Origin of the sequence: Xanthomonas sp. GPE 39, assembly GCF_000963005.1 — a bacterium.
Taxonomy (GTDB): domain Bacteria; phylum Pseudomonadota; class Gammaproteobacteria; order Xanthomonadales; family Xanthomonadaceae; genus Xanthomonas_A.
Map to the genome: position 1 here is coordinate 2,451,809 of NZ_JZHZ01000007.1, position 25,903 is coordinate 2,477,711.

18 protein-coding genes are annotated in these 25,903 nt (G+C 64.5%); 11 read left to right on the forward strand and 7 right to left on the reverse strand.

Translation table 11 applies throughout. The features are described from left to right. Positions 1 to 208: 208 nt before the first annotated feature. Together XALGPE39_RS10200 and mrcB are read right to left on the reverse strand one after the other, a co-directional pair. On the reverse strand, positions 209 to 736 hold the full coding sequence (locus XALGPE39_RS10200; RefSeq protein WP_045728078.1) for a hypothetical protein: 528 nt from the start codon (positions 734 to 736) through the stop codon (positions 209 to 211). A gap of 7 nt (positions 737 to 743) precedes the next feature. Then, positions 744 to 3,206 carry a penicillin-binding protein 1B gene (mrcB, locus tag XALGPE39_RS10205; RefSeq protein ID WP_045728079.1) on the reverse strand — a complete coding sequence of 821 codons (2,463 nt, stop codon included), beginning with the start codon at positions 3,204 to 3,206 and terminating at the stop codon, positions 744 to 746. 93 nt (positions 3,207 to 3,299) lie between these two features. Between mrcB and XALGPE39_RS10210 the strand changes: the two genes are divergently transcribed. Next, positions 3,300 to 5,396 carry a glycosyltransferase gene (locus XALGPE39_RS10210; RefSeq protein ID WP_045728080.1) on the forward strand — a complete coding sequence of 699 codons (2,097 nt, stop codon included), beginning with the start codon at positions 3,300 to 3,302 and terminating at the stop codon, positions 5,394 to 5,396. 19 nt (positions 5,397 to 5,415) lie between these two features. Here XALGPE39_RS10210 and XALGPE39_RS10215 read toward each other — a convergent pair whose 3' ends face one another. Both XALGPE39_RS10215 and XALGPE39_RS10220 read right to left on the reverse strand, forming a co-directional pair. Further along, complete coding sequence (locus tag XALGPE39_RS10215) at positions 5,416 to 6,882, reverse strand: hypothetical protein (RefSeq protein ID WP_343123020.1); 1,467 nt, start codon at positions 6,880 to 6,882, stop codon at positions 5,416 to 5,418. 172 nt (positions 6,883 to 7,054) lie between these two features. Beyond that, positions 7,055 to 9,211: a bifunctional (p)ppGpp synthetase/guanosine-3',5'-bis(diphosphate) 3'-pyrophosphohydrolase gene (locus tag XALGPE39_RS10220; protein WP_045728082.1), complete on the reverse strand. Its 2,157-nt coding sequence runs from the start codon at positions 9,209 to 9,211 to the stop codon at positions 7,055 to 7,057. Between the two features lie 433 nt (positions 9,212 to 9,644). Here XALGPE39_RS10220 and pqqB point away from each other — a divergent pair, with 433 nt between their 5' ends. From pqqB to XALGPE39_RS10255, 6 genes are all read left to right on the forward strand, one after another. Continuing rightward, the gene (pqqB, locus tag XALGPE39_RS10230) at positions 9,645 to 10,544 is read left to right on the forward strand and encodes a pyrroloquinoline quinone biosynthesis protein PqqB (protein WP_045728083.1); all 900 of its coding nucleotides are present in this window, start codon (positions 9,645 to 9,647) and stop codon (positions 10,542 to 10,544) included. 27 nt (positions 10,545 to 10,571) lie between these two features. Then, positions 10,572 to 11,321, forward strand: coding sequence for a pyrroloquinoline-quinone synthase PqqC (gene pqqC, locus XALGPE39_RS10235; RefSeq protein WP_045728084.1), 750 nt, complete (start codon positions 10,572 to 10,574; stop codon positions 11,319 to 11,321). Beyond that, positions 11,318 to 11,596, forward strand: coding sequence for a pyrroloquinoline quinone biosynthesis peptide chaperone PqqD (gene pqqD / locus XALGPE39_RS10240; RefSeq protein ID WP_045728085.1), 279 nt, complete (start codon positions 11,318 to 11,320; stop codon positions 11,594 to 11,596). Before pqqC ends, pqqD begins: the two co-directional genes overlap by 4 nt. Continuing rightward, positions 11,593 to 12,717, forward strand: a complete 1,125-nt coding sequence (gene pqqE / locus XALGPE39_RS10245) for a pyrroloquinoline quinone biosynthesis protein PqqE (RefSeq protein WP_045728086.1) — start codon at positions 11,593 to 11,595, stop codon at positions 12,715 to 12,717. The genes pqqD and pqqE overlap by 4 nt, the downstream gene beginning before the upstream one ends. 99 nt (positions 12,718 to 12,816) lie before the next feature. Continuing rightward, on the forward strand, positions 12,817 to 13,329 hold the full coding sequence (locus tag XALGPE39_RS10250) for a hypothetical protein (RefSeq protein ID WP_045728087.1): 513 nt from the start codon (positions 12,817 to 12,819) through the stop codon (positions 13,327 to 13,329). 11 nt (positions 13,330 to 13,340) lie between these two features. Continuing rightward, on the forward strand, positions 13,341 to 15,119 hold the full coding sequence (locus XALGPE39_RS10255) for a chloride channel protein (RefSeq protein ID WP_045728088.1): 1,779 nt from the start codon (positions 13,341 to 13,343) through the stop codon (positions 15,117 to 15,119). A 147-nt stretch (positions 15,120 to 15,266) separates the two neighbouring features. Here the strand turns inward: XALGPE39_RS10255 and hrpA are convergent, their stop codons facing one another. Next, the gene (gene hrpA / locus XALGPE39_RS10260; RefSeq protein ID WP_045728089.1) at positions 15,267 to 19,394 is read right to left on the reverse strand and encodes an ATP-dependent RNA helicase HrpA; all 4,128 of its coding nucleotides are present in this window, start codon (positions 19,392 to 19,394) and stop codon (positions 15,267 to 15,269) included. Between the two features lie 93 nt (positions 19,395 to 19,487). On the opposite strand from hrpA, the gene XALGPE39_RS10265 reads away from it, so the two are divergent. The 4 genes from XALGPE39_RS10265 to XALGPE39_RS10280 all read left to right on the forward strand — a co-directional run bounded on the left by XALGPE39_RS10265 (position 19,488) and on the right by XALGPE39_RS10280 (position 24,869). Further along, entirely contained in the window at positions 19,488 to 20,051 is a 564-nt protein-coding gene (locus XALGPE39_RS10265) for a Dps family protein (protein ID WP_045728090.1), read from the forward strand. A gap of 218 nt (positions 20,052 to 20,269) precedes the next feature. Next, positions 20,270 to 22,078 (forward strand): DNA helicase RecQ, encoded by a 1,809-nt coding sequence (gene recQ, locus XALGPE39_RS10270; RefSeq protein ID WP_045728091.1) that lies wholly within the window; start codon positions 20,270 to 20,272, stop codon positions 22,076 to 22,078. A 180-nt stretch (positions 22,079 to 22,258) separates the two neighbouring features. Then, complete coding sequence (locus XALGPE39_RS10275) at positions 22,259 to 22,762, forward strand: hypothetical protein (protein WP_045728092.1); 504 nt, start codon at positions 22,259 to 22,261, stop codon at positions 22,760 to 22,762. A gap of 937 nt (positions 22,763 to 23,699) precedes the next feature. Then, positions 23,700 to 24,869 carry a site-specific integrase gene (locus XALGPE39_RS10280; protein ID WP_045729138.1) on the forward strand — a complete coding sequence of 390 codons (1,170 nt, stop codon included), beginning with the start codon at positions 23,700 to 23,702 and terminating at the stop codon, positions 24,867 to 24,869. Between the two features lie 460 nt (positions 24,870 to 25,329). Here the strand turns inward: XALGPE39_RS10280 and XALGPE39_RS15705 are convergent, their stop codons facing one another. Both XALGPE39_RS15705 and XALGPE39_RS15710 read right to left on the reverse strand, forming a co-directional pair. Beyond that, positions 25,330 to 25,557, reverse strand: a complete 228-nt coding sequence (locus tag XALGPE39_RS15705) for a hypothetical protein (RefSeq protein ID WP_152624878.1) — start codon at positions 25,555 to 25,557, stop codon at positions 25,330 to 25,332. Further along, a partial coding sequence (locus tag XALGPE39_RS15710) for a hypothetical protein (RefSeq protein WP_235429789.1) occupies positions 25,554 to 25,903 on the reverse strand: 350 nt, incomplete at its 5' end. The genes XALGPE39_RS15705 and XALGPE39_RS15710, both read right to left, overlap by 4 nt.

Genomic DNA, 25,903 nt, shown 5'->3' on the forward strand with positions numbered 1-25,903 from the left:
GCATGTGGCCGCGTATGCGCAGAGACACCCTGCGGACTCGATACAGACACCTCGGTCGCAGACACCGCTGCCGCGTTGTACAACAGCCTGACCGCGATCGAGGATCTCTGCAAAAGCACGATGATCGCGACGCACATTGCACCTGCAACGCAAACCAGAGCTAAGATAATTCGACAGGCACGGGGTATCCCGCGCCTGCGTCCCGGACTCAATAGCGCTTGATCCCCGGCACCGTGCATGCGGCGATCTGCGTATGCGCCGAGGCCGCATTTTCCTTCTGCCCAAGCGCCAGACGCGCTTGCTCGATGGTCGCCCAGTGCCGACGGCACAACGGGCCGGTTTGCGAACCCAGGTCGATGGCGCGCTTGGCGAAAGCCTCCGCCTGCGCGTTGTCCTTCTGCAGCAAGGCCACTTCGGCACGATCCTGCAGCAACGCCGGATCGTCGGACACCAACTTCAGCGCTTGATCCAGCGCCGCTGCGGCACCGGCGAGATCGCCAGCGGCGCGCTTGCGCTTGGCGCTATCGCGCAGATCCTGCACGGCGGGATCGCGCAACGGCTGCACGTTCAGTTCGGTGTCGTCGACGCCACCGCTGGCATCGATCGCGGCGATGCGCTGCGCCGGAGTCGTGGTGTCCACTGGCGCTGGCGGCGGCGGGGGCGGCTCACTGGCGCAAGAGGCGAGCAGCAAGCTGAGGACGGCGATGGCGGGAATCTGTCGGGTCATGAGCGGCATCCAGGAATCAATGCGAGGGCGGCGTGGAAGCCGCTTGGGCGGGCGGGTCTTTCTTTTTGTCCAAGCCGAACCAGTGACGCCAGCCGCCACTGGGATGTTCGCTCTCAGTGGACGTGGACGTCGACGTGGACGCAGACGCCGGCGCGTCGGGTTCAGGGAGCGCCTGCGCTGGCGTGCATGGCGCGTAAGCGGGTGCGAAACCGACCACGAACGGGAACCGACGCACGCCGGGACAGCCGGGATCGGTGCTGTTGTACCCCACCGGGTCCATCCATTGCCAATCCATCCCCTTGCCCTGCACTTGCAACGGCGCGCTCGGCAGACGGGTGAAAATCTCCGACCACACCCGCATCGCACCGGTTGCACCGTACAGGCCGGTCTGCTTGTTCTGATCGTTGCCGACCCAGATCACCGCCAGGTGATCGCCGGTGTAACCGGCGTACCAACTGTCCACACCGTCGTTACTGGTACCGGTCTTGCCGGCCGGGGACAGCTTGCCCAGGCCGTCGCTCAGCAACTGCCGCGCCGTACCCGTGCTGACCACCTGCTGCAAGCCCACGCCGACCAGATTAGCGGCGATGGAATCACCCTCCTGCGCCGGTGCCGGGTTCTTGTCGTAACGATTGAGCAGCTTGCCCTGTGGATCGAGCACGCCACGCACCGCATGCAAGGGCTGGATTTCGCCACCGGAGGCCAGGAACTGGTAGAGCTGCGCCATCGCATACGGGCTCTGGTCGGTCGCGCCGAGAATCAGCGAGGGATTGGGTTCGGCCTCGATGCCGGCGAGCACATGCACCAGTTGCGCCACCCGCTCCGGCCCGACCTGCATGCCGACCCGCACGGTGGCCTGGTTGTACGAATGCGCCAGCGCATCGATCAGGCGCACCGTCCCATGACTGCGGCCGTCGGAGTTGCCCGGAGTCCAGCGCTTGCCACGGCCCAGTTCGACCGTCACCGGCGCATCGTCGACCCAACTGGCCAGGGAGTAGCGGTTCGGCTGCGCCAGCGCCAACAGGTACACGAACGGCTTGATCAACGAACCGATCTGGCGTTGCGCCTCGATCGCGCGATTGAAGCCCGGCTGCGCCACATCGCGACTGCCCACGACCGCCAGCACCTCGCCATTGTGGGTGTCGGTCAGCACCAACCCTGCCTGCAACGGCGGGCGTTTCTTGTTGGTCTCCAACGCGGTGAGGGTACGCATGATCGCGCCCTCGGCATCGGCCTGCGCCGATGGCGCCATACCAGTCAACACGCTGAGCCCGGCACCCTGCAATGCGCTTTCAGGGTAATCGCGGGCCAATTGACGGCGCACCAGGTCGACATAGGCCGAGAAGCGGTTGGCCGCGACCAGCCCTGGATTGGCCGGCACCCCCAACGGCGCGAGCAAGGCGCGGCGATAGGTCGGCTCGTCGATCAACTCGCTTTCGCGCAGCTTGCCGAGGACGAAATTACGCCGGTCCAGCGCACGCTCGGGAGCGCGTCGCGGGTCGTAATAGGACGGCCCTTTGACCAGGCCGATCAGCAAGGCCATTTGCTCCGGGGTCAACGCATCCAGTTCGCGACCGAACCAGAATTCCGCGCCAGAGGCCACGCCATGCACCGCCTGGTTACCGCGCTGGCCCAGGTACACCTGGTTCAGATAGGCCTCCAGAATGGTGCGCTTGTCGTAACGTGCCTCGATGATCAGCGCGTACAGGATCTCGTTGAACTTACGGGCGAGCGTCTGTTCCTTGCCGATCCCGAGCAGACCGCTGCGCGCGAGCTGCTGGGTCAAGGTACTGGCCCCCTGCCGACTCTTGCCGCCGGAACGCACCATGACCCAGGCCGCACGCACCATGCTGCTGAGATCGATGCCGTGGTGGGAATTGAAATCGCGGTCTTCCACCGCCTGCAAACCAGTGACCAGCAACTCGGGCACTTCCTCCACCCGCACCAAACGCCGTTCTTCCTGTTTCTGCCCGTACAAGGTGGCGATGCGCGCCGGATCCAGGCGCACGGCCTTGAGCGAGGCGCGCGTCTGCAGATCGCGTAGCAGGGTCACGCGACCACCGGCCAGCGCGACCTCCACCCGCCTTGGTGGCACCCGGCCATCGACATCGATGTAGCCGCGACTGGCGATCAAGAAGCGCGCCCCGTCCTGCTGATAGGTGCCCGGACGGGTGGCGCCGGCATCGGGACGATAGCTGGCCGCATCCAGTTCGGTCTTCAAGGTTTGCGCATCCATCGCCGCATCCGGGGTCAGCACCAGCGGGCGCGCATAGACCCGGGTGGGAATCTGCCAGCGCAGTTCACCGAAGCGTTGCGTGACCTGCTTGTTCAGATACGCCGTATAGGGGATCAGGAACCCCAGCGCCAATGCGACAGCGGCCAGCCCCCAGGTGAGCAAGCGCCGACGCCAGAGCGCCGCAGGGCTATCGTGATCGTCGTGCTGAGCGTCGGTATCGTGGTCGTCGTAGCGTCGTGGCACGGGGATGCGAGAATGTAAATTCCGCCGAGTCTAGCGCAGCCCAGCAGGTCGCGCGGCACGATGGCCTCTTCGTTTAGTTTGGAGTAGTAACGGATGTCGATGTCCTGGGCGAACGCACGCTACGCCCTGAACCGCCTGAGCGGGCTGTTGCGGCGCGGCCTGGCAAGCCTGCGCACACGCGGCTGGCGTAGCACCTTGCAGCGGCTGCGCGTGCATGCGCAACCCCTGCCGCCAGCGCATCGCGCGCTGTACACGGTGATACCAGCGCCATTCGCACCGTTCGCGCTGCCATACAGCCCGGCACCGGTGGCGAGCATTGTCATCCCGGTCTACAACCACGTGGCGCATACCCTCGCCTGCCTGCGCGCACTGGCCGCACATCCGCCCAGCGTGCCCTGCGAGATTCTGGTCGTCGACGACGGCAGCGGCGACGAGACCGCGCAATGGCTGGTCCAGTTGCCCGGGCTGCGCTACCACGTGCGCGAACGCAACGGCGGCTTCATCGCTACCTGCAACGACGGTGCGGCCCGCGCCCAGGGACGCTATCTGGTGTTCCTCAACAACGACACGGTGCCGCAACCGGGTTGGCTGGATGCGCTGCTGGAAACCTTCGCGCAGGTCCCGCAAGCTGGCCTGGTCAGCGCACAACTGCTGTATCCCGATGGGCGTCTGCAGGATGCCGGCGGTGTCGTGTTCGCCGACGGCAGCGCCTGGAGCTATGGCCGCTTCGAATCCCCGGACGACCCACGCTACGCCTATCTGCGCGAGGTCGATTACGGCAGCGGCGCGGCACTGGCGATCGAGCGCACGTTGTTCATGGAACTCGGCGGCTTCGACACCCGCTACATGCCGGCGTATTACGAAGACACCGACCTCGCCTTTGCGGTCCGTGCCAGCGGACGCCGCACCCTGCTGCAACCGGCAAGCCGGGTGGTGCACGACGAGGGCACCAGCAACGGCACCGACACCAACACGGGCATCAAAGCCTACCAGGTGCGCAACCGCGCGATCTTCGCCACCAAGTGGGCCGCAGCGCTGCAACGGCAACTCTCCCCCGGCGAACTGCCGACACCGGCGCGGCTGCACCGACACCAACTCCAGGTGCTGATCGTCGACGAGGCACTGCCACAGCCGGATCGCGATTCGGCCTCGTTGCGCCAGCTCAATCTGATCCGCCTGCTGTTGCAGCACGGCGCGCACGTGGTCTTCGTCCCCAGCAGCCGCACCTATGCCAGCCGCTACAGCGAAGCGCTGCAACGGCTCGGTGTCGAAGTGTGGTACGCGCCGTACCTGAAAAACATGACGGCTTTCCTGCAGCAACACGGCCCCCGTTTCCACAGCGTACTGCTGGTACGCCATCACCTCGCGCACGCCTGCTTGCCGCTGCTGCGCCGCTTCGCGCCGCAAGCGCGACGGCTGTTCGACACCGTGGACCTGCATTACCTGCGCGAGCGCCGCGGCGCCGAACTGAGCGGCGATGCGCGCTTGCTGCGCGAGGCCGAACGCACCCGCGCGCGCGAGCTGGAAGTGATGGCGCAGGTGGACGTCACTATCCTGGTCAGTGCCGTCGAACGCGAACAGTTGCAACGCGAAGCGCCACAAGTCCGGACCGCGCTGATCTCCAACCTGCACGACGTCGCCGGCCCCGGCCTGCCATGGGCGCAGCGCCGCGACCTGGTGTTCGTCGGCGGCTTCCGCCACGCGCCCAACGTGGATGCGGTGCGCTGGTTTTTGCAGGAAGTATTTCCGCTGTTGCGGGCGCGCCTGCCACAAGTACGTTTTCACTGCATCGGCGCGGACATCCCCGAGGATCTGCGCAGCCTCGGCAAGGCCAGCGCGGGTGTGGAACTGCTCGGTCACGTGCCGGACATCGCCGCCTACATGGACGGCATGCGCATCGCGGTGGCACCGCTGCGCTTCGGTGCCGGCGTCAAGGGCAAGATCAATCTGAGCATGGCCCACGGCCAGCCGGTGGTCGCCACTACCTGCGCGGTGGAGGGCATGCATCTGCGCAATGGGCAGGATGTCCTGATCGCCGACGACGCGGCGCACTTCGCCGACGCCATCGCACAGCTCTACACCGATGCAACGCTGTGGCAGACGCTGGCCGACAATGGCCTGCGCAATATCGCCACGCATTTCTCGCTGGATGCCGCGCGCGAGACGGTGCGCGAGGTGTTTCTCGACTGAGGAATCAACAAGGCTGGCACTAGCGCTGTGGAAACACGCTGCGTAGCCGCCGCTGGAACGCAACCAGTTCCGGCGTGTCTGGATCGATCGCACGGGCGTGCCGCAGTGCCTCGTAGGCGAATGCAGCATCGCCGCTACTGAGACGTTCATCGCCCAGCGCGAGCCAGCGCTGCGCCAGACGCCGCCGCGCCGTCGCCACGCCCGCGCCATTGGGCGCCAACGTGCGCCAGGCGTCGTAGCACGCACTCGCCGCCAGCACACGATTACCGCGCAAGGCATCGTCGAAGCACTGCCGCAACATCACCGACACCCGTTGCTCGGCCGCACGCACCCGCGCATCGCGCGGCGCCAGTAACTGCGCCGCCCGCAAGGTGTCGTAGGCACTGGCTCCCGGCGGTGTCAGCCAATCGCCCCGCGCCTGCGCCGCCTGCAGATCGGCCAGCACGCGTTGCAAGCGACGATTGCGTTCGGTCGAGGACAAACGCGTCGCCTGCGTCTGCAACGCCCGCCGCAACGCTTGCCGCGCATCGATCAGCGCAGGATTGTCCTGCGCCAGTGCTTCGCCCTTGCGCAGGGCGCGCTCGGCCTCGGCGAAACGAAAATCGGCAGCGGCATGGGTGGCCTGCGCCGCATAGGCCGCGGCGACCCGCTCGATCCCATCGCGCGCGCCAGCGGCATCCGGCACCGCCGCACGCCAGCGCGCGAAGGCGCGTGCCGCCGCATCCAGACGTTGCCTGCGCAGCGCTTGTTCGGCGTCGCGCTGCAAGGTATCCAGTGCCTGGCTCAACGCCGCCTCCGTCTCCGGCAGCTCCACGTGGCCGGGATCGTAAGTACGGACGTGCTCCACCATTGCCGCGGCCGCCGCCAGATCACCACGCGCCAACGCATCACGGGCACGCTGCAACAGTTCCGACAGCGCATCCTCGCGTCCCTCCAGCGCGTCGGTACGCTCGGGCGCGAACGCCAGCACGCGTTGGTACAACGGCAGGGCCGCATCCGGCCCGTCGTCCAGGTGGCCATCGCGGCGCGCTTGTGCCGCCTGTTGCAACAGATGCGCGATTCCGGCATGCGCGGCTTCGCGTGCATGCAATGCCGCCTCGATGCGATCGGCATCGGCGCGTGGCACTTGCAGTTCGCGCGCCAGCGCCAGCGCCGTGCGCGCCTGCGCATAACGGCCAGTCGCCAACGCCACGCGCGCCTGGCCCAAGGCAGCTTGTCCCGTCGCGGCCAGCCCGTTGCGCGCCTGCATGCGGTCGCTATCCAGCGCCAGGGCGGCCTCGAAGCGCTCGCGCGCACCACTGCCATCGGGCGCTGTCAGCCGACCCGCGTGCAGTGCGGCACGGCCTTGGTCGAGCAATTGCTGGATCCGCGTCTCCGGCCAGATCAGGTCAGCGAGCGGGCGCCGAAACACCACCAACGCGGCAGCCGCCAACAGCAGCAACGCCAGCGCCAAACGCCAGACGCGGCGATCACGCCACAGCGGCACCGAGCGCCACCTGCGTGGGGATCCCTCTCTGCGCTGATCTGGCGACATATTCACCGCACAAGCTTAGCGCTGCAGTGATGAGGAATGCCGAATACATGCCGCTGCACCCACGCAGCGGCCGCGTCGACGAGACAAGCGGAATCGACGCTGACTGACCCATGACGCCAACCGCTCAGCCAAGCCGCCGCGCCTCGTGCACGCCTGGCAGTGCGTCGAGCTTACCGAGCAGAGTAGACAATTGCCCGTAATCGCCGACCTTCAGCCGCAAACGCACTTGCGCGCGTCCGCTGTCGCGCAGGTTGTCGCTGTTGATCTCCAGCACATGCGCCTCTTCTTGCGCGATCAGATTGGCGATGTCCTTGAGCAGCCAGCGCCGATCCACTGCCCGGACCAGCACATCGACCTCGTAACCACCGCCGGCTTGCCCCCATTCCACCGGCAACACCCGCTGCGGATGGCTGGCGGCCAAGCGCGCGAACGCGGCGCAATCGCTGCGATGCACGGTGACGCCACGGGTCCTGGTCAGATAGCCGACGATCGGCTCGCCGGCCACCGGCTGGCAACAGCGCGCCAGTTGCACCAACAGGTTGCCCACGCCTTGCACCGTGAACTTGGACTTGCCCAAATCAGTGCGTCGCGCGGTCGGCCTTGGCAAGGCCGGCGCAGACGGTTGCGCCGCCGCACGCTCGGCCTCGTGCAGGGCGCGCCCGACCTGGCTGGGGCCGACATCGCCCAACGCCACCTGGATATAAAGCTCCTCCACGCTATCGGCATGGAATTTCTTGGCCGCCGGCAGCAGATCGGCGTGTTGCAGCCCAAGGCGCTTGAGTTCGCGCTCCAGCAACTCCTTGCCGGCCTGCACGTTGCGCGCACGATCAAGCTTATGGAACCAGGCGCGCACCTTATCGCGCGAACGCCCGCTGGCCAGGTAGCCATGCGCCGGCAACAACCAGTCACGACGCGGCTCGGCCTCCTTGCCGGTCAATATCTCGACCCGGTCGCCGCTGCGCAGCTTGTGGGTCAGCGGCACGATGCGAGCATTGACCTTGGCGCCACGGCAGCGATGCCCGACCATGGTGTGCACGTGATAGGCGAAATCCAGCGGGGTCGCGCCCTGTGGAAGATCGATCACTTCGCCCATCGGGGTCAGCGCGTAGACCCGATCCTCGACCAGTTCGGCATCGAGTGCGCCGGCCAGCCCGCCCTGCTCGCCGTCCTGCGATTGCTCCAGCAACTGCCGCATCCAGGTGATTTTGCGGTCGAACGCCTTTTCCGCGCCCTTGCCGCCCTCTTTGTATTTCCAGTGCGCGGCAACACCCAGTTCGGCTTGCGCATGCATCTCGTGGGTACGGATCTGCACCTCGATCGTGCGCCCTTCCGGGCCGACCACGGCTGTGTGCAGCGAACGATAATCGTTGGCCTTGGGCCGGGCGATGTAGTCGTCGAACTCGCTGGGCACCGGCGCCCACAACGCATGCACCACACCCAGCGCCGCGTAGCAGGCGGCGACATCGTCAACCATCACCCGCACCGCACGTAGGTCGTACAGTTGATCGAAAGCCAGGCGCTTCTTCTGCATCTTCCGCCAGATGCTGTAAATGTGCTTGGGCCGGCCGCTGATCTCCGCGCGCAGCCCCTGCGCGGCGAGCGCCTTGGACAAGGCCTTCTTGACCGCTTCGATATAGCGTTCGCGCGCCAGCCGACTTTCGTCCACCTCGCGGGCGATACGCCGGTAGGTGTCCGATTCCAAGTAGCGGAATGCAAGATCCTCCAGCTCCCATTTCAGTTGCCAGATGCCCAGCCGGTTGGCCAGCGGCGCATGGATGTCGCGGGTGAGTTGCGCCAGCGCGCGACGCTGCTCTTCGCCCGCCTTGTCGGCCACACGCATCTGCGCCAACTGCCGCGCCAGCAGGATCGGTACCACGCGCAAGTCTTGCACGATCGACAGCAGCAGCCGACGCAGTCCCTCGCTGTTGCGTCCCGCCTCGCGTCCAGCGTGCAACGCCCAAACCTGGTCGGCAGCATCCTGGGCATCCAGCAGGCCGGCCACCGCCTGCGCACGCGCCGTCGGTGCGACCGGCAAGTGCGGCAACTGCGCACGCAGCGCCGGCACGTCGAACAAGAGCGCGGCCAACAACGCCGCCTCGTCCGCCGAGAGCAACGCCAACGCATCCAGGGTATCGGCCAGCACCGGCCAGGGCAGTCGCGGCAGCGGCTCGGAATGCGCCTGCCAAGCTTGCAGCAACGCCTGGCGCAACGCGGGCGCCAGGGTCGCCGCAGCCGGACGCTGCAGCAATGCGTCCAGACCGGTGTGAGGTGAGTGATTCAAGGCCGGACGGGAGATGAGCAGACGATGCTATCTACACTAGCGCGCTTGTCCGTGTTCTCACAATTGCACCGTGCCAAACGCGCGCCCACATCCGCAGCCTATACGTACCGCAATCTCACTGTGACCGGCTTGCGACTTGAGCCATTCTCACGAAAATTTTACATGCCAGGCAGCGAGGGAAGCCTATCCTCAGAACGGCGTCGCCGCCTTCAATGAGCGCATCAGCATCTACGCGTGCACACGCTCTGACCGGCTACGCCTCCCCGACCAAACCAATAGGAACTCTGCCATGAAGAAGTGGAACAAGCCGGTGATTCGCGAGATCTGTGTCGGCGCGGAAATCAACTGCTACGCCTCCGGCGAGCTCTGAGCCCGCGCACCCTCCCTTCCCGACACCGAGCGCGACCGGCCAAGCGCCAGACACGGAGACCGGATGCACCTCATCGTATTGGGATCGGCGGCAGGCGGAGGGCATCCGCAATGGAACTGCCACACGCCGGCAAGTCAACGCGCGTGGCAGCAACATGCTGGTGCCCTACGCCGTACCCAGGCCAGCATCGCGGTCAGCACCGACCGTGAGCGCTGGCTGTTAATCAATGCTTCGCCCGATTTCCGCCAGCAGGTGCTGGCCACACCGGCGCTGTGGCCGCAGCGCGATCTGCGCCATTCGCCGATTGAGGCGGTCCTGCTGACCAGTGGCGAGATCGACCACATCGCGGGTCTGTTATCGATGCGCGAAAGCCAGCGTTTCGACCTCTACGCCAGCGGACGCGTGCTGGATCTGCTCGCGCAGAATCCTGTGTTCGACGCACTGCATCCGGCCTACGTGCAACGCCACGCCTTCGCGTTGAACACGCCACTGTCATTACTGGGCCTGCAGGTGACGCCGTTCGCGGTGTCGGGCAAGGTTCCACTGTTCATGGAATGCCGCCACAACGGCGATCTAGCCGGTTCGGCAGAGGAAACCCTGGGCCTGACCATCGACGATGGCCGCCACCGCCTGCATTACATTCCCGGTTGCGCGAGGATGACCGACGCGCTGCGCACGCATCTGCGCGGCGCGGAACTGGTGTTCTTCGACGGCACCCTATGGCGCGACGACGAACTTGTGCAACTCGGGGTCAGCGCAAAGACCGGCCAGCGCATGGGCCACCTGAGCATCGACGGCGAGGCTGGCACCTTGCGTGCGTTCGCCGACCTGGACGTGGCGCGCAAGATCTTCATCCACATCAACACCACCAACCCGATCCTCGATGCCGGCTCGGCCGAGCGTGCCACGGTGGCCGCGCACGGTTGGGAAGTGGCCCACGATGGCATGGAGATCACCCTATGACCATGCACTGTCTGGAAACCTAAATCCATGAGCACATTGCTGAGTCCCGACCAACTCGAGGCGGAGCTACGTGCAATCGGCGCGCGCCTGTACCACGACCAACACCCGTTCCACGCACTGCTGCACAGCGGGCGACTGGATCGCGGCCAGGTCCAGGCCTGGGCACTCAACCGCTACGAATACCAGCGCTGCATCCCGCTCAAGGACGCAGCGATTCTGGCGCGGATGGACGACCCGGCGTTGCGGCGGATCTGGCGTCAGCGCATCGTCGACCACGATGGCAGTACCGAGGGCGAAGGCGGCATCGCCCGCTGGTTGTACCTGACCGATGCACTTGGCCTGGACCGCGACCTGGTCCAATCCGGACGCGCGCTGCTGCCCGGCACCCGCTTCGCCGTGCAAGCGTATCTGCATTTCGTGCGTGAAAAGAGCATGCTGGAAGCCATCGCCTCCTCGCTGACCGAACTGTTCGCGCCGGGCATCATCGGTCGGCGCGTCGCCGGCATGCTGCAACACTACGACTTCGTCTCGCGCGAGGCGCTGGCCTACTTCGAGCATCGGCTGCACGAAGCGCCGCGCGATTCCGACTTCGCCCTGGACTACGTCAAGCGCAACGCCGATACGCCAGAGAAACAACACATGGTCAAGGAGGCGCTACGCTTCAAGTGCGGCGTGCTGTGGTCGCAACTGGATGCCCTGCACTTGGCCTACGTGCAGCCAGGCATCGCCTGGCCGGACGCCTTCGCCCCAGCAGTGCGGACGCAGGCGGTGGCATGAACACGGCAATGCCGAACAGCCAGCCACGGCTCGCCCCCGGAGTACGCCTGCAGCACGACAAGATCCGTGCGCAGTGGGTGCTACTGGCACCGGAGCGGGTGATCGAGTTGGATGAGCTCGCCCATGCGATCGTGTCGCGCTGCGATGGCGAACGCCCGCTGGCGGCAATCGCCGCCGAACTGGCCGACGCGTTCGACGCCGACGTGGACGAAGTCGAGCGCGACGTGTGCGAACTGATCCAACAGTTGCACGACAAGCGTCTGCTGCGCCTATGAATGCCCGAGTGCCGCCGCCACTGTCGATCCTGCTGGAGCTGACCCATCGCTGCCCGCTGGCCTGCCCGTATTGCTCCAATCCAATCGCACTGACGAGCCTGCGTGAGGAAATGGAGACCAGCGGCTGGCGCTCGGCGCTGGAGCAGGCCGCCGCGATGGGCGTGCTGCAAGCACACTTCTCCGGCGGCGAACCGATGTTGCGCAAGGACCTGCCCGAATTGATCGCGCATGCGCGCGCACTGGGCCTGTACAGCAACCTGATCACCTCCGGCGTGGCCGGCGGCGCGCCGATGCTGGCGCAGTTGGCCGAGGCCGGGCTGGAACACGTGCAACTAAGTATCCAGGACGCCGATGCCGCTGGTGCCGATCGCATCGCGGGCTATCGCGACAGCCTGGCGAAGAAGCGCGCATTCGCCGGCGCGGTCCGCGCACTCGGCCTGCCGCTGACGATCAATGCGGTGATCCACCGCCACAATGCCGAGCGAGTGCCGGCGATGATCGCCCTGGCGCTGGAACTGGATGCCGAACGCCTGGAAGTGGCGCACACCCAATACTACGGCTGGGGCCTGCGCAACCGCGCGGCGCTGCTGCCAAGCCGCGCGCAGATCGAGGCCACCGTGGCTGTGGTGAATGCCGCGCGCGAACAGTTGCAAGATCGCCTGCACATCGATTTCGTCAGTCCCGACTATTACGCCCACCGACCCAAGGCGTGCATGGGCGGCTGGGGCCAACGCTTCGTCAACATTTCCCCGCGCGGCGACGTGCTGCCCTGTCACGCCGCCGAGACCCTGCCGGACATGGTGTTCGAGAACCTGCGCACGCGGCCGCTGGCGGCGATCTGGGAAGACGGCGAAGCGTTCGTGCGCTTCCGCGGCAGCGCCTGGATGCCGCAGGTGTGCCAGGACTGTCCGAAGCGCGAGATCGACTGGGGCGGCTGCCGCTGCCAGGCGCTGGCGCTGAGCGGCAACGCCGCCACCTTGGACCCGGTCTGCGAGCGCGCGCCAGAACATGCGCACCTGCAAGCATTGACGCAACGCGAAGCAAGCGCGCCAGCGCCGGCTTTCGTCTACCGGCGCCCGCCGCGCAGCACATCCGCCACCGCTACGCCCATCGGCGACTGAGCGCAGACCCAATCTCAACCAGGCCGCTATCGGCCGCGCTAGCGCCCGCATCATGACTTGCGAATACACTACGGCGCATTCCACCGCTGGATTTCCGCCATGTCCCTCGCGCGCCTCACTCCTCTGGTCCTGTGCGCGGCGCTCGCCGTGTCCGCCGCACCAGCGTGTGCTCAGCAACACGTCTCCGGTGACCTGCAAACGCAGATGTCGCCGCAGGCGTTCAAGGCCGCCGGCCTGGACAAACTTTCGCCACAGGAATTGGCCGCACTGAACGCTTGGTTGCAAGGCAAGGTCGCCAAGGAAACCGCCATTGCGCTAGAAAACGCCAAGGAAGAAGGCCGCCGCGAAGTGATTTCCAACAATCGCGGTTTCTTCGATTTCGGCAGCAAGGACCCCATCGAAAGCACCCTGGTCGGCGAATTCACTGGCTTCGCCAAAGGGCGTCATTACCTACTGGCCAACGGACAGGAGTGGGAGCAGACCGAACCGGCCAGCCTGCCCGGCGTGCGCCGCAGCGCGCCAAAGGTGAAAATCCTCCCGGGCATCATGGGCGTGTGGTATCTGCAAATCGATAGTTACAACACCCGCGCCAAAGTCCGCCGGATAAAATAGGAACGCGTACCGTGCACCTGCCCTCCGTGCCAGGCTTGGCTCACGCCTCGCACAGCCTGACCGATGCACTGCGTCGGCGGATACGCGCCAGCGATGTGTGGTTCATCGCACTCGCGCTGCTGGTCGGGCTGATCGCGGGCCTGCTGACCCTGCTACAGAGCAGTCTGGCCCACGGCGTACAGGCATGGCTGTACGGCCTGGATGCCGATGCGCGGCTCAGTGCGGTGCCGGAACTGAGCACGAGCCAGTTGCTGGTGCTGCCGCTGGGCGGGCTGGTCGTCGGCCTGTTGGGGATGGCCGCGCGCGCGCGCAAACGTCAGTTGATCGACGCCGTGGAGGCCAACGCACTGTACGGCGGACGCATGTCGATGCGCGACAACCTGATCGTCTCCGCGCAAACACTGCTGTCCAACGGCTGTGGCGCCTCGGTCGGCCTGGAAGCGGCATACACGCAGATGGGCGCCGGCTCCGGCTCGCACCTTGGCCGCATCCTGCGCCTGCGCCGCGCCGACATCCGTACCCTGGTCGGTGCTGGGGCCGGTGCAGCCATCGCCGCAGCATTCGGCGCACCGCTGGCAGGCGCGTTCTATGCGTTCGAGATCGTAATCGGCGCGTACTCCCCATCGGCGCTGGCGCCGGTGGCGGTGGCCTCGCTTGGCGCGGTATTCGTGGCCCAGGCCAGCGGAACACCGCCGTACCTGTTGCCAGCCTCCGCGGCAGCGGCACTAGAGGCCCGCGACTATGCGCTCTATGCACTGTTGGGCGTGCTGTGTGCGCTGCTGGCGGTGGCGGTGATGCGCCTGATCGCCGCGATCGAGCAAACGATCAACCGTAGCCCGCTGCCGCGCTGGGCGCGGCCGATGGTCGGTGGGGCGCTGCTGATCCCATTGGCGATAATCACCCCACAGGTGTTGTCCTCCGGCCATGGGGCCCTGCATTTGGATCTGACCAGCCCGACCTCGCTACGCTGGTTGGGCGTGCTGTTGCTGCTCAAATGCCTGGGATCGGGCATCTCGCTCGGTTTCGGTTTCCGTGGCGGCCTGTTCTTCGCCTCGCTGTTCATTGGATCGCTGATCGGCGGTTTGTACGCTGGGGTATTGAACCTGGGCAGTGGCATGGCGCTGATCGACGGTACCGCCGCCTCACTGGCGGGCATGGCCGCCATGGCCGCTGCGGTGGTCGGCGCGCCGATGACGATGGCCATGCTGGTCCTGGAAGGGACGCATGATTTCGTCCTGGCCAGCGCGGTGATGGTCGCGGTTCTGGTCGCCAATACCATCGTGCGGCAAATCTTCGGTTACTCGTTCTCCACCTGGCGCCTGCACCTGCGCGGGGAAACGATCAAGAGCGCGCGCGACGTGGGCTGGGTGAAGCATTTGAACGCCGGACGCATGATGCGCAAGGACGTGCACCCGCTCGCCGCCACCACCACAGTGGCGCAGTTCCGCCGCCGCTTCCCGCTAGGATCGGTAACCCGGGTCATACTGGAGAACGAAGACGGCCACTACGCCGGACTGGTGACCCTGGCCGCCGTCTATGCCGACGGCGCCAACGCCGAGGCGGCGATCGTCGACTATGCCGGCAACCGCGACGTCGCCCTGCGCCTCGACACCGACGTGGTCACCGCGATGCGTCAGTTCGACCTGACCCAAAGCGACGAACTGGCGGTGGTCGACGAACAAGGCAAAGTGCTGGGCGTGCTGAGCGAAAGCTTCGTGCGCAAACGCTACGCCGAAGAACTGGACAAGCGCCAACGCGAACTGATGGGCGAGCGGGTGGACGACGAGTAAGCGTCACTGACAAGGGCAACTGCCTCGCCGCCGGACGGACGTGGACACCCCATCGCTGCGATTCCTGCACGCCCGACAGCGGCTGGCGAGGTTTTGTGAACCACTCTGAGCACCGCCGACAAAAGCATGGCGCGGCAATCGCGCGCCTCAGCGCAGGGCCGCCACGCGCTGCGCCAGCTTCTTGGCCGAAATGCCGGACTTGGCACCCAGCTCCTGCGCGAACACGGAGACCCGCAATTCTTCCAGATCCCAGCGCAGCGCCTGCCACTGTGGATCGTCACACTGCCCCGCTGCAGCCGCTTCCGCCAGGGCATCGACGAAGGGCTTGAGTTCCAGCATCCGCGCCTGGTCGCGCGCCGGATCGCGCTTGGCACGTTCGGCGCGCAGCAGCATCGCACGCAGATAGCGTGGAAATTGCGCCAGCGCGTGAGCGGGCGTCTCGCGCAGGAACCCCGGTGGCATCAGTGCCGCCAGTTGCGCCCGCATGTCGTCCAGGTTGCCGCTGGCCCAGCCCATCAGCGGCGACTCCAACTGCGGTTTCAATTCCGCTGCCGCGCTCATGATCGCCTCGGCCAGCTTCAGCCGTTCCATCGCTTCGCCAAATAGCTGCTTGGCGACGGCGTCGCGACGCTGGGCGAACCTGTCGGCATCGCGGATCGTCTCCAGCCCCTGCTCCAACAGTGCGTTCAACGCCGCATCCACCAGATCCCCGCGCAGCCGTTCCTGCGATTCGATGGCCGCGTACAGCAAGCCGGTCTTGGGCGACACCGGCAATTGCTTGCGCGCCTGTTTGAGCTTGTCGTTCAGGGCGATTTCCAGCAACCGCCGCACGCCGTGCGGGTGCATCGCCTCGGCCTGGGCGCGGTCGGCGAAAATGCGCAAGGCCACGCTATCGCCCTCATCCACCAGGGCCGGATACGCCGGCACGCCAGCTTCGCCCGGCACCTGCGGCGGGATCGGCGCAAGCGGAAATTCGCGCAGCCCAGTCGCTGCCATCTCGCGACCGGCACGCGCCGCGAACGCGCGCCCGGCAAGGTCGCCGAAGCGCAGCCGCAACGCATCCAGATCGCGCGATTCGGCCAACACCTTGCCGGCCTCGTCGCGCAAGCGCAGATTCATACGCAGATGCGGCTCCAGCGCGCTTTCGTCAAAGTCCAACGAGCTCAGCGGCACGCCTGTCGCGCGCTGCAGAAACCGCGCCAGTTCACCGCGCAGGTCATCGGCACTGGGCTGCGCGAACGCCTCGTGGAAGGCGCGCGCAAAATCCGGTGCGGGGACATAATTGCGTCGCAGCGCCTTGGGCAAGCTGCGAATCAGCGCAGCGGCCTTGTCGGCGACGAAGCCCGGCGCCAGCCACGATAGCCGTGCCGGGTCCAGCGCGTTGAGCAGATGTACCGGCACCTCCAACGTCACGCCATCGTCGGCAGCACCCGGCTCGAAACGGTAATGCAGCGCCAAGCGCGCATCGCCCAGCGCGAAATACTTGGGATAGCGGTCGGCTTCGCTGCCCTCACCCGGCAACAAATCGACCAAGGACCAGTGCAGCGCGCGCCGCTGTTCGGGCGACAACGCGCTCCACCAAGTATCCAGTCCCGTGGCGGAATGAATCTCGGCAGGAATCCGGTCCAGATACCAACGCGCCTGCCAATCCTCGTCGGCCACGATGCCGGCACGCCGCAGTTTGGCTTCCTCTTCGTGCGCCTGCGCCAGCACCTTTTGGTTGTCCACGACGAAACTGGCACGGGTATTGATCTCGCCCGGCACCAGTGCCTGACGCACGAACAACTCGTGCGCAGCCGACGGATCGATGCGGCCGTAGTGCACCGGCTTCTTCGGTGCCAGCACCAGCCCGAACAGGCTGATCTGCTCGGAGGCCAACACCTGACCTTGCGCACGCGACCAGTGCGGATCGAAATGCTTGCGCGCCAGCAGGTGCGGCACCTCGGCGATGACCCAGTCCGGTTCGATTGCCGCATTGGTCAGGCCCCAAATCTTCTGCGTGTCCAGCAGGGTCGCCGGCAGCACCCACGGCGGCGGCTTGCGCGCCAGCGTCGAGCCGGGAAACAGCAGGAAACGTCGCTGCCGGGGCGCTAGAAAATCGCCTTTCTCGGTGCGGTGGCCGACCTGGGTCGGCAGTCCGGCGAGCAATGCGCGATGCAGCGACTGGTAGGCTGCGGCGCGCACGCGCTCGCTGGCGCGCGGCGTCTCGGGGTCTGCAATCGGTGCGGCCGCGCGGGTGTCGCTCAGCGTGAGTGCGAGCGCCTGCGCCGCGCCGCGTCCCTCGCGCGCCAGCCGCGCGGCACGATGCAATTGGCCACGGGTCATGCGCGCCGCGGTTTCCGCATCACGCCCCGGCGCTGGCGCGGCGGCAGCGTCCAACAACGGTTGCAGCGACGCAGACGCCGCTTCCTCGCTCCAGCCCAGCTCGGCGCAGAGCAGGTGCAACTGACGATGCAACTCGCGCCACTCGCGCATGCGCAGGAACCCGAGGAAATGCCGTGCGCACCAGTCGCGCAGTTTGGACTGGGTGAGTTCCTCGTGCGCTTGGCGGTAAGCCTCCCACAGGCGCAGGATGCCGACGAACTCCGAACGCGCATCGGCGAATTTGGCATGCGCGTTGTCCGCCGCTTCGCGCGCTTCCGGCGGTCGCTCACGCGGGTCCTGGATGCCCAGGAACGCGGCGATCACCAGCATCGGCCGCAGACAACCATGCTGCTGCGCCGCCACCAGCATCCGCGCCAGTTTCACGTCCACCGGCAACCGCGCCATTTTGCGGCCAATCTCGGTGAGCTTGCGCGCGCCGTGGCGGTCGGGTTCGCCGACCGCACCCAGTTCCACCAGTTGCTGCCAGCCGTCGGCGACGGCGCGTTCGTCCGGCGGCTCCAGGAACGGGAAATCTTCCATGCGCCCCAGCCCCAATTGCAGCATGCGCAGGATCACCCCAGCCAGACTGGAACGGCGAATCTCCGGATCAGTGAACGCAGGCCGCGCCTGGAAATCGGCCTCGGCGTACAAGCGGTAGCAGATACCCTCGGCGATGCGTCCGCAACGGCCCTTGCGCTGGTTGGCGCTGGCTTGCGAGATTGGTTCGATGTGCAGCCGATCCAGCTTCTGTCGTGGACTATAGCGCTTGACCCGCGCATAGCCCGGATCGACCACGTAGCGGATCCGCGGCACGGTCAGCGAAGTCTCGGCCACGTTGGTGGTCAACACCAGGCGACGTCGTGGGCCGGGATTGAACACCCGGTCCTGATCGCTGGCCGACAGCCGCGCGTACAACGGCAACACCTCGGTTTCGCGATATTTGCGCCGTTCCAGCGCCTGGTGCGCATCGCGAATTTCGCGTTCGCCGGGCAGAAATACCAGCACATCGCCGCGCGGGTCCAACCGAGTGATTTCGTCCAACGCCGCCACGATCGCCTCGTTGACCGTGCGCTCGCCGGCGTTATCGCCACTGCTATCGTCCTGGCCGCTTTCACCTTCCAGCGGCCGGTAGCGCACCTCCACCGGATAGGTGCGGCCCTCCACGCTGATCACCGGCGCATCGTCGAAGTGCGTGGCGAAACGCGCGGTGTCGATCGTGGCGGAGGTGACGATGACTTTCAGTTCCGGGCGTTTGCGCAGCAATTGCTTCAGATAACCGAGCAGGAAATCGATATTGAGGCTGCGCTCGTGCGCCTCGTCGACGATGATCGTGTCGTAGTTGGACAGCCAGCGGTCGCTGGCGATCTCGGCCAACAGGATGCCATCGGTCATGAACTTGATCCGGGTCTGCTCGCCGATCCGATCATTGAAGCGCACCTGAAAACCAACCATGTCACCCACCGGGGTGTGCAATTCCTCGGCCACCCGTGCGGCCACCGCGCGCGCGGCGATGCGCCGTGGCTGGGTGCAGCCGATCATGCCGGCGGCGCCGCGACCGGCCAGAAGACACAACTTCGGCAACTGCGTGGTTTTGCCCGAGCCAGTCTCGCCAGCGATCACCACCACCTGATGTGCGCGGATCAATGCGACGATCCGCTCTGCCTCGCGCGCGATTGGCAATTGCGCATCCAGCACGATGGCCGGCTGCGTGGATGCCCGCGCAGCGCAGCGCGTGCGCGACGCCTCCAGCGCCTGTTCGAATGCGGTTTCCAGCGCGGCATTGCCAGGCGCGGCCTGCCAGCGCGACCATAGGCCGAGCAGGCGGCCACGGTCGCGGGTCAGCGCACCGTCGATCGCCGCACGGCGCTCGCGCAGGTGTGCGGCCAGAGGATGTTTTTCGATAGCGTTCATCAATCCGATGCCATTGAACGTTGAATCAGCGCACATGCTTTAGTCTGTCTATTGTGACGCCATCTCGTCCGTAACCCTCATAAGGATCCCACCATGGCCAAGCCCAAGACCCACGACAAGATCAAGCACTCCAGCAAGACCACGACAGGCCAACCGCTGGCAACCCTGGCGCCATCGGCACCCAACATCGATATCGGGATCGGCGGCGGCGATCGCAAGAAGATCGCCGAGGGCCTGTCGCATTTCATGGCCGATGCCTTCACGCTGTACCTGAAGACCCACAACTTCCACTGGAATGTGACCGGGCCAATGTTCAATTCGCTGCACTTGATGTTCGAGACCCAGTACACCGAGCAGTGGGCGGCGCTGGACAACGTCGCCGAACGCATCCGTGCGCTGGGCTTCAATGCCCCGGGCTCGTACAAGGAGTACGCCGCGCTGACCTCGATCCCGGAAGAAGCCGGACTCAGCGACAGCGCCGACTGGCGCGAGATGGTGCGCCAACTGGTGGTCGGCAACGAAGCGGTATGCCGCACCGCACGCAAGGCGCTCAAGACCGCCGACAACGCTGGCGACGACCCGTCGGTGGATATGCTGACGCAACGCCTGCAAACCCACGAAAAATACGCCTGGATGCTGCGCTCGCTGCTGCAATAAACCGCACACGGCCACGCCTGCCAGACAGGCGTGGCCGCGCAGGAATCCACGCTGCGTTCGCTTGACGCCGAGGTTGCCGGCGGCGGCGGGGCGTTGCCGCTGCTGATCGCAACGGCGCTGACCGCGCAATGACTGACCCACGGCCGATCACTGCGACCCGACGCCACGCAGCGCCTGCATCCAACAGCCACGCTTGACCCACGCGGTATCCTAGGCAGATGCCTTCCCCCGCCCACGCTTTGCTCAGCCGCGTTTTCGGCTACGACCAGTTTCGCGGCCTGCAACAGGACATCGTCGAACACGTCGCCGCCGGACACGATGCACTGGTGCTGATGCCCACTGGCGGCGGCAAGTCGCTGTGCTATCAGATCCCCTCGCTGCTGCGCGAGGGTACCGGCATCGTGGTCTCGCCACTGATCGCATTGATGCAGGATCAGGTCGAAGCGCTGCATCAGGTCGGCGTGCGCGCCGAATACCTCAACTCCACCCTGGACGCAGAGACCGCGCAACGCGTCGAGCGCGCCTTGCTGGCCGGCGAACTGGACCTGCTCTACGTCGCACCGGAACGACTGCTGACACCGCGCTTTTTATCGTTGATCGAACGCAGCCGCATCGCCCTGTTCGCTATCGACGAGGCGCACTGCGTGTCGCAGTGGGGCCACGATTTTCGCCCGGAGTACCGCCAGCTCACCGTGCTGCACGAGCGCTGGCCGCACACCCCGCGCATCGCCCTGACCGCCACCGCCGATCCGCCGACACAGCGCGAAATCGCCGAACGTTTGGACCTGGCCCAGGCGCGCCACTTCGTCAGTTCCTTCGACCGCCCTAACATCCGCTACACCGTCGTGCAGAAGGACAACGCCCGCCGGCAATTGCTGGACTTCCTGCGCGGCCACCGCGGCAGTGCCGGCATCGTCTACTGCCTGTCGCGGCGTAAGGTCGAGGAAACCGCCGATTTTCTGGTCCGCGAAGGACTCAATGCTCTGCCCTATCACGCCGGACTACCTGCCGAGATGCGCGCCGAACACCAGCGCCGCTTCCTGCGCGAAGACGGCATCGTGATGTGCGCCACCATCGCCTTCGGCATGGGCATCGACAAACCCGACGTGCGCTTCGTCGCCCACACCGACCTACCCAAATCGCTGGAAGGCTACTACCAGGAGACCGGCCGCGCCGGTCGCGACGGCGACGCCGCCGAAGCCTGGTTGTGCTATGGCCTGGGCGACGTGGTGCTGCTCAAGCAAATGATCGAACAGGGTGAAGCCGGCGAGGAACGCAAACGCGTGGAGCGACGCAAGCTCGACCAACTGCTGGGCTACTGCGAATCGCTACAGTGCCGCCGTCAAGTGCTACTGGCCAGCTTCGGCGAGACCTACCCGCAACCCTGTGGCAATTGCGACAACTGCCTGCAACCGGCCGACGCCTGGGATGCCACCGTGGCCGTGCAGAAGGCGCTCAGTTGTGTGTACCGCAGCGGCCAGCGCTTCGGCGTGGGCCACTTGATCGACATCCTGCGCGGCAACGCCAGCGACAAGATCAAACAATTCGGCCACGAACGCCTCAGCACCTATGGGATCGGCAAGGACCTGGACGTGCGCGCCTGGCGTGGCGTGTTCCGCCAACTGGTCGCCACCGGCCTACTGGAAGTGGACAGCGACGCATACGGCGGCTTACGCCTCACCGACGCCAGCCGCCAGGTACTCAAGGGCGAGCGCCAGATCATGATGCGCCGCGAACTGCCCAGCCGCAGCCGCGAACGCGGCGACCGCAGCGGCAGCCCGCGCACCGGCCTGCCGGTGCAGCCACAGGACCTGGGCTTGTTCAACGCACTGCGCGACCTGCGCGCCGGCTTGGCCAAAGAACAGAACGTACCCGCCTTCGTCATCTTCCACGACAGCACCCTGCGCAACATCGCCGAGCAACGCCCGACCAGCCTGGATGCACTGGCGCGTGTCGGCGGCATCGGTGGCAGCAAACTAGCCCGCTACGGCCAGCAATTGATCGAGGTAGTACGTGGGCAAGGCTGAGTTCGCCCCGCCAGACTTGCGAGCACGGCGGCTCATGCAACCTCCCCTGCGGCAGTGCAGACGAACCATGCCGCACCACCACCGACAGGCCGGGTTCAACGTGATCTTGGTAGCGTCGGCACAGGATGGAGTGCGTCCATGGCGGCTGCATCCGGCTTTCCTTGCCCTGGCAGACGCCCGATGAAACGCAGCCTTCTTCTCTTTGTCAGCGCCCTGCTCGCCGGTCCGGCACTGGCCCAGACCGCCGCTTCCGACAATGCCAGCGAAGCGGCCAAGCGCAAACTCGACCTGAGCGTACCGCAGCCGCCACCGATCACCTACGGCTCCCAACCCGGCTACAAAGCCGACCCGCCGGGCGCCTACTACGGCGATACCAGCGGCACCTCGGCCTCTGCCCAGAAAGCAGCGGCGGCCAGGGCACGGGCCGAAGCGGAACAGGCGCAGGCCGAGCGCTGCAACGGCGACCTCCACGGCGCTGTCGCCACTGGCATCGGTTATTCAAAGCAAGGCGGCAACAGCAACTACCAGGCCGCCAACCTGAACATGTGCAAGACCTCTTACAACGACGACGGCAAGCCACGGCACATGGGCATCAGCATCAGCGTCGAGCGCGGTGCAGGCTCGCTATTCGGTCGTGGTTATTATCCAGGAGGCGGCTACGGCCCACCGCCATTTGGCTGGTAACCGCAGCTCTGGCGGTTTGTAAATGCCTACCGAATGCCTACTCAGGCGATGCGGCTAATCATCTAGCTGCGTAAGCCGCGCACTGCGGGGCCTGCATCTTCAGCGTTGGGCGCAGCCGATGGCGGTGTACAGGCGTACGAATTTCAGGCCAGGCTGACGGCAGCTTACGGTATTTAGCCAATGCTGATCGTCGGCAGTATTCACCGGCCTGACATAAGTTTGGCCACGATGCTACGAACTGATTTGTTATAGCAGTGGTATGCGCTGAGCGATCCGTCGTCGGTGACCACAACAGAGCGTTTGCAAGCCATCGCAAGGGCGCAAAGACCACGCCGACTCGATGATTGCGGAGCGGTTCGAATATTGCGGAGCGCCAAAATTATCCGAAACGCTTGCAGTACATGGAGCGGGCGATGGGAACAGAACCCGACTCACCCCACCCCATTGATCCACCTAGATTTCAAGCGGAACAAGGAACCCAAAAACAACACGCGCATTGATGGTTTCAAGCTCATTTATAAAGCCGCAATCATTGACGTATATAGTTTCTCGATAAAATAACTTATCGAATTCAAACTGAAAATTGAGGTGTTTGAACAAGAATTATCGAGACCACCTTAGGCAAGCACACGCACGAAATTTCTGTCTTATTTTATCATTGACAGAAAATTCCCTCCCCTTATCAAACGTCTACCTCCTCAACATTAGATCGTAGATGCGCTTTAAACATTCCCAACTTCATCAATATTTGCAACACCCCAAAGGCCAGTTATTTATCCGAAGCATTCGCATCGGCAAAGTCGAATTCACAGATATCGTCGTTCAAGACCGGGCTGGCGCACTTCACCTTCAGGATCTGGTCCAAGCGACTTACGACCATCATGAAAAGCTGCGACGGCTTCGCCGATCTGGAACGCGCTATCCCGAACCACTGCCCCTGGCCACTCCGGCTCGGTTGCTCTCCGAGGAGGTCGATGACTTTCTGAAAGACAAGGAACGGCAGAACCTTCGCACCGCCACAATTGAAGCCTACCGCCGCACGCTTGCCATCCTGCAACGCGTGAGTGGCGACACCTCCGTTGCTCGGATTGATCATACGCACATCTACCAGATGTGGGACTTGCTGCGATGGGCTCCCCAAGACTTCATGGCCAACCCAAAGCATCAGTGGTTGAGCGTCGAAGCCTTGATTGCCAAGGGGCAGCAGCAGGGACGGGCGCAACCGGCGAACGCAACATTGGAACTGCATCGGCGCTTCCTCGCGTCCTTCTTCAACACCTTGGTCAAAGCTCGTGCCATCCCACACTCTCCGATAGATGCGTTCAAGCCGGCCAGAGAAGAGCTACTGGCTGATCAGGATGAGCCCGAGCGGCTGCTTTCAGCCGAGGAGATCCAGAAGATCTTCAACCCCGAGACCTTCGTGCCTTGGGCCAAGAAGTATCCGCACCGCTGGTGGTGTCCGCTCATTGCGCTTTTCACGGGCGCTCGGATTAATGAGATCGCGCAGCTCAAAGCCAACGACGTCGTCCAAGATCAAGGCGTGTGGTGCTTCTCGATCCAGAAGACCGTGGACGAAGATCTCGCGCAAAGTGCGGGTAAGCGCAGCCGGCAAAGCCTGAAAGGCAAGAGCGCGATCCGTAAGGTGCCGATCCACCCAAGCCTCATCCAGGCCGGCTTTCTCGACTTCTTGGCCGACGTCAAGGCGTCTGGGCACCCTCGCCTCTTTCCTAACCTATCGGCCGGCACCTGCCGCAAGACGGGTGAACCGAACGGGCGCTACAGCCAGGGCTTCGTCAACCAGTTTGCGGCTTACTTAAAGGGCTTAGGCTTTGGCAAAGGCATCGAGTCGCATGCCTTCCGGCATACGCTTGCCACGGAGCTGGATGCCAAAGGCGTGCGGGTTGAGCACATTGCCCTCATCACCGGCCATGCCCTCAACAAGAAAGCCCCCGTGCTGCAGGACAACTATGTCCACAAATCGGCAGGAAACACACGGAAGATCCAAGTTGAAGCATTAGGCCACTATCAGCCCGCTGTGACGCTGCCGAGCTATATGCGCGGACAGTTCAGAGAACGGCTGAGGAAGGGGGCGAGGATGTATGCCTAAGGCATGGAATACCAGCCCAAGACAACCATCGTGGTTTGCCGACCTTGACAGCGCTTTACGCTGCCCTATAGGTGTTGCCTTACGAAAACGGAAATAACCTCATGACACCCGATGAATTTTGGACAAAGGCCTTTTTAGCCGCTCTTACGCGCGTTTCGCCCAAGCGCGCAGAGCGGGAGGCATTGAAGGCGACCAGGGTATTTGAGCAACATCTAGCGCTCGCGAATATGCACGACGAAACCATCTCTCGACCCAGCATCAACCCCGGCAGAGTTTGTGCATCGACGGAGGTAGCATCCATAAAAGCAGCTCCTCGCAAAGGAAGGCGCGACAACAGGAATGGGGACGCCGCCAAGCTAACACCAGACCGTAAAAAAACGATTCAAGCTGCAGCTCCAAAAAAAAAGATTAGACGAGACATCGTTTCCATGCCCAGGAAGTCTGTCCGCAAATTTTCATACTAACGCCGCTTTGCAAAGCGCATTCCAGGCAAACGACTCAGCTCTGAGCTTAGTTTAGCCTTTGATGTGAGATGTTCTCGCAACTCAAAGATCAGCTCACGCAAATCTGCTGTGCTCTCACTAAATGCAAAAAAAGAACCGTTGGCTGTTGCAACTATGGCGCTCATCTGCTCATCCTTTCCGTCGCAGAGGAATTGGATATAACGATCAAATTCGTCTATATTCACGCCCACCTTTCGCCATACTTTTTTTCTAAATCAAGCATAGCAACGGCGAACCCAAAAAACTGAGCAGGGGACCAGTTTTCTGGCATTTCAAAATTTATTCTCCCTGGCGCAGCCTTTTCTTTTGATCTCAGCCCAGGTGCATAACGCTTCAAAAACTCAAGTCCAACAAGGAGATTTCTTTTCCCGGCAAAGCTTCGGCCCGGCTCACGCTTCTTGCTTTCAAAGAATCCACCTTTTCGATGAGTTCCAAGCACATATGGCTCTATAACAAGCTTAGAGCGTGTTATGAACTTTGAAGTAGAGACGTTGCATTTCCAAGCATGAGCATTGAGAAGACAACGAAGTG

Bases quoted from the DNA above. Each gene is read 5' to 3' on its own strand.
- XALGPE39_RS10200 (WP_045728078.1), bottom strand. From the start codon at position 736: ATGCCGCTCATGACCCGACAGATTCCCGCCATCGCCGTCCTCAGCTTG.
- XALGPE39_RS10210 (WP_045728080.1), top strand. From the start codon at position 3,300: ATGTCGATGTCCTGGGCGAACGCACGCTACGCCCTGAACCGCCTGAGC.
- pqqB (WP_045728083.1), top strand. From the start codon at position 9,645: ATGCACCTCATCGTATTGGGATCGGCGGCAGGCGGAGGGCATCCGCAA.
- pqqC (WP_045728084.1), top strand. From the start codon at position 10,572: ATGAGCACATTGCTGAGTCCCGACCAACTCGAGGCGGAGCTACGTGCA.
- pqqD (WP_045728085.1), top strand. From the start codon at position 11,318: ATGAACACGGCAATGCCGAACAGCCAGCCACGGCTCGCCCCCGGAGTA.
- pqqE (WP_045728086.1), top strand. From the start codon at position 11,593: ATGAATGCCCGAGTGCCGCCGCCACTGTCGATCCTGCTGGAGCTGACC.
- XALGPE39_RS10250 (WP_045728087.1), top strand. From the start codon at position 12,817: ATGTCCCTCGCGCGCCTCACTCCTCTGGTCCTGTGCGCGGCGCTCGCC.
- hrpA (WP_045728089.1), bottom strand. From the start codon at position 19,394: ATGAACGCTATCGAAAAACATCCTCTGGCCGCACACCTGCGCGAGCGC.
- XALGPE39_RS10265 (WP_045728090.1), top strand. From the start codon at position 19,488: ATGGCCAAGCCCAAGACCCACGACAAGATCAAGCACTCCAGCAAGACC.
- recQ (WP_045728091.1), top strand. From the start codon at position 20,270: ATGCCTTCCCCCGCCCACGCTTTGCTCAGCCGCGTTTTCGGCTACGAC.
- XALGPE39_RS10275 (WP_045728092.1), top strand. From the start codon at position 22,259: ATGAAACGCAGCCTTCTTCTCTTTGTCAGCGCCCTGCTCGCCGGTCCG.